Source organism: Peribacillus sp. NPDC060253 (assembly GCF_042727425.1).
Classification (GTDB): Bacteria; Bacillota; Bacilli; order Bacillales; family DSM-1321; genus Peribacillus.
The window spans coordinates 1-2,811 of record NZ_JBHXAS010000238.1; the positions used below are offsets into that span (position 1 = coordinate 1).

The 2,811-nt window shown below is 41.0% G+C and carries 2 protein-coding genes; both read left to right on the forward strand.

Annotated elements, in window-relative coordinates:
- Positions 1 to 182 precede the first annotated feature (182 nt).
- Positions 183 to 1,364, forward strand: a complete 1,182-nt coding sequence (locus ACFWE9_RS26500) for an iron-containing alcohol dehydrogenase (RefSeq protein ID WP_377359619.1) — start codon at positions 183 to 185, stop codon at positions 1,362 to 1,364.
- Positions 1,365 to 1,555: 191 nt separating this feature from the next.
- Positions 1,556 to 2,811 (forward strand): aldehyde dehydrogenase family protein (locus ACFWE9_RS26505; protein ID WP_377359621.1); only part of this gene is annotated, 1,256 nt, incomplete at its 3' end.

Sequence of the window (2,811 nt, forward strand, 5' to 3'; positions counted from 1 at the left end):
ATTAGGAACTTTTGGTTTAGATGAGTTTAGTGAGGTAAAACAAATCAACATTAATTTAGAAGTGGAGCCAACCAAGTGGTTTGATCATTAAAAATGGAGAAGTTGAGATAAAAGAGAAAAAGAGTAAAAGAGAGTGAGTCACTGTACTACTACACATGTTGAAAAATTGAAAGGGGATATTAATGATGATCTGGGATTTTAATTTCAATCTTCCTACTTCTATAGAGTTTGGGAACGGAAAAGTTAAAAATATTGGGAAAAGAGCAAAAGAGCTAGGAGGGAAAAAGGCACTTCTTATTACCGATAAAGGACTGGCGCAAACTGGAATTTTACAAAAGGTTACCGATTCGTTAGACCAAGAAGGTGTCAATTATATTGTTTTTGATGAAATTACTCCTAATCCAAAAGATGTAGATTGCCAAAGAGCCTATCAACAATTTAAAGACGAGGAAATAGATCTTTTGATAGGTCTTGGCGGCGGAAGTTCAATGGATACAGCAAAAGCAATTGGTACACTTTTAACCCATGGAGGAGAGCTTAGAGATCGTTATGGTGTAAATTTACTAGAGCGAGAAATAACTCCACTTATTTGTATCCCTACAACTTCAGGTACTGGAAGTGAGGTTACAACAGGTTCTGTCATTACAGATACAGTGACAAAACAGAAAGAAGCTATACTTGACATTAAATTGGCTCCAAAACTAGCAATTTTGGATCCTGAATTAACTCTAACTCTGCCTAAATCTATTACCGCTGCTACCGGAATGGATGCACTTACACATGCTATCGAAGCTTATACCAGCAATATTGCTGAACCCATTTCCGATGCTCTCAGCCTTTATGCAATTGAATTAATTGCTAAGTATCTTCCGTTAGCTGTAGAAAATGGGAACGACTTAGAGGCAAGGAAAAATATGCTTGTAGCCAGTTTAATTGCAGGTATGGCATTTGATAACGCGGATCTTGGTGCTGTACATGCTATGGCTGAACCACTCGGCGGTCTTTACGATACTCCACATGGGGTAGCAAATTCTATCTTTCTACCACATGTGTTTGAATTTAATATTCCTTCAAATCCGGAAAAGCATGCAATTGTAGCTGAAAAACTTGGAGCAAATAAAGAAGGGAAAACAATAGAAGAAGCTGCTTATGATGGTGTTATATTGTTAAAAGAGCTTGCACGTAAAATTGGCATTCCTGATTTTCGAGATTTAAGTAATGTCAATCCCGAAGATTTCCCATTCCTCGCTGAAGGGGCATCAGTTCATTTATGTACACAGTCTAATTCACGAAAAGTAACACCTGCAGATTATTTGGAATTATTTCAAAAAACTTATGAGGCGAAAAACACAACATTAATTTAATAATTTAACTAGATTAATGTTGATCTTTAATTGTTTAATCGGCGACCGGCTTGATGGGAGTTTTAAATGGGCGGTCGCCATGGTGTACCCGCAACATGCGTATGCCTACACATGCTGCGGGTACATTATTAGCCTTTTATGGATCTGATATTGCTAAAAAGTAAGAATAACGAACAGGAGGTATTTTCAAATTGTTGAATCTGAAAATGTTTATAAACGGTGAGTGGATGGATTCTTTGTGTAAACAAAAGAGTAATGTTGTTAACCCGGCAAACGGCAAGATCATTGCGGAGGCTCCCAACGGAAATGCAGAAGATGCCCGGATGGCCATTGATGCGGCACGAACCGCATTTGATTCCGGGATTTGGTCAGACCTGCCGGCTTCGGAACGGGCTTCCTATTTATTTAAAATAGCTGAGAAAATTGAAGAACAGGCATCTGAGCTTAGCCAACTTGAAACAGCCAATACCGGAAAACCTCTGAAAGAAGCAGAGTTTGACATTGCGGATGCAGCGGATTGTTTTCGTTATTATGCCGGTTTAGTCACTAAACCGGACGGCCAAACGTATCCAGTTTCCGGTCCTGTACAGGCCATGGTTGTTCGAGAGCCGGTAGGGGTATGTGGACTGATCGCTCCGTGGAATTTCCCTTTACTGACGGGGGCTTGGAAAATAGCCCCTGCCCTTGCTGCAGGAAATACAGTTGTGTTTAAACCAGCCGGGATAACTCCGGTTACCACCACTAAATTGTTCGAGATTATCAAAGAAGTAGGCATACCAGATGGCGTTGCAAATCTAGTTATGGGTGGTGGGGGAACAGTAGGAAATGAACTAGCGGAAAGTGATAAAGTCGATATGGTTTCGTTTACTGGCAGCACGTCAACAGGAAGAAACGTCATGCAAAAAGCATCTGGAAATATTAAAAACATTGCACTTGAATTAGGCGGCAAGTCACCTAACATCGTTTTTGCCGACGCAGACTTTGAGACAGCCGTGGATTATGCTTTATATGGAATTTTTGTAAACACTGGCCAAGTTTGTAATGCAGGATCGCGTTTGCTGCTTGAAGAGAGCATTCACGACAAGTTTGTCGATAGACTGATAGAGAAAGCGAAAAAGATCCGGGTCGGCCCTGGTGATCAACCGTCTACACAAATGGGTGCCCTTGTCAGTGAAGCACATATGAATGAGGTACTCCAATATATTCAACTTGGCATAGGAGAAGGGGCGACATTAGCTTGCGGCGGCAAGCGTATCACAAGCAACGGGCTTGATAAGGGCTATTTTGTTGAGCCGACAATATTTGTTGATACCAAACCGGACATGAGAATTGTTCAGGAAGAAATATTTGGCCCAGTACTGACTGTACAAAAGTTTAAAGATGAAGCGGAAGCCATCCAGCTTGCCAATGATACCCCATATGGCCTCGCAGCAGGTGTATTTTCACA

Coding starts and splice junctions, on each gene's coding strand:
- ACFWE9_RS26500 (WP_377359619.1), top strand. CDS start 183: ATGATGATCTGGGATTTTAATTTCAATCTTCCTACTTCTATAGAGTTT.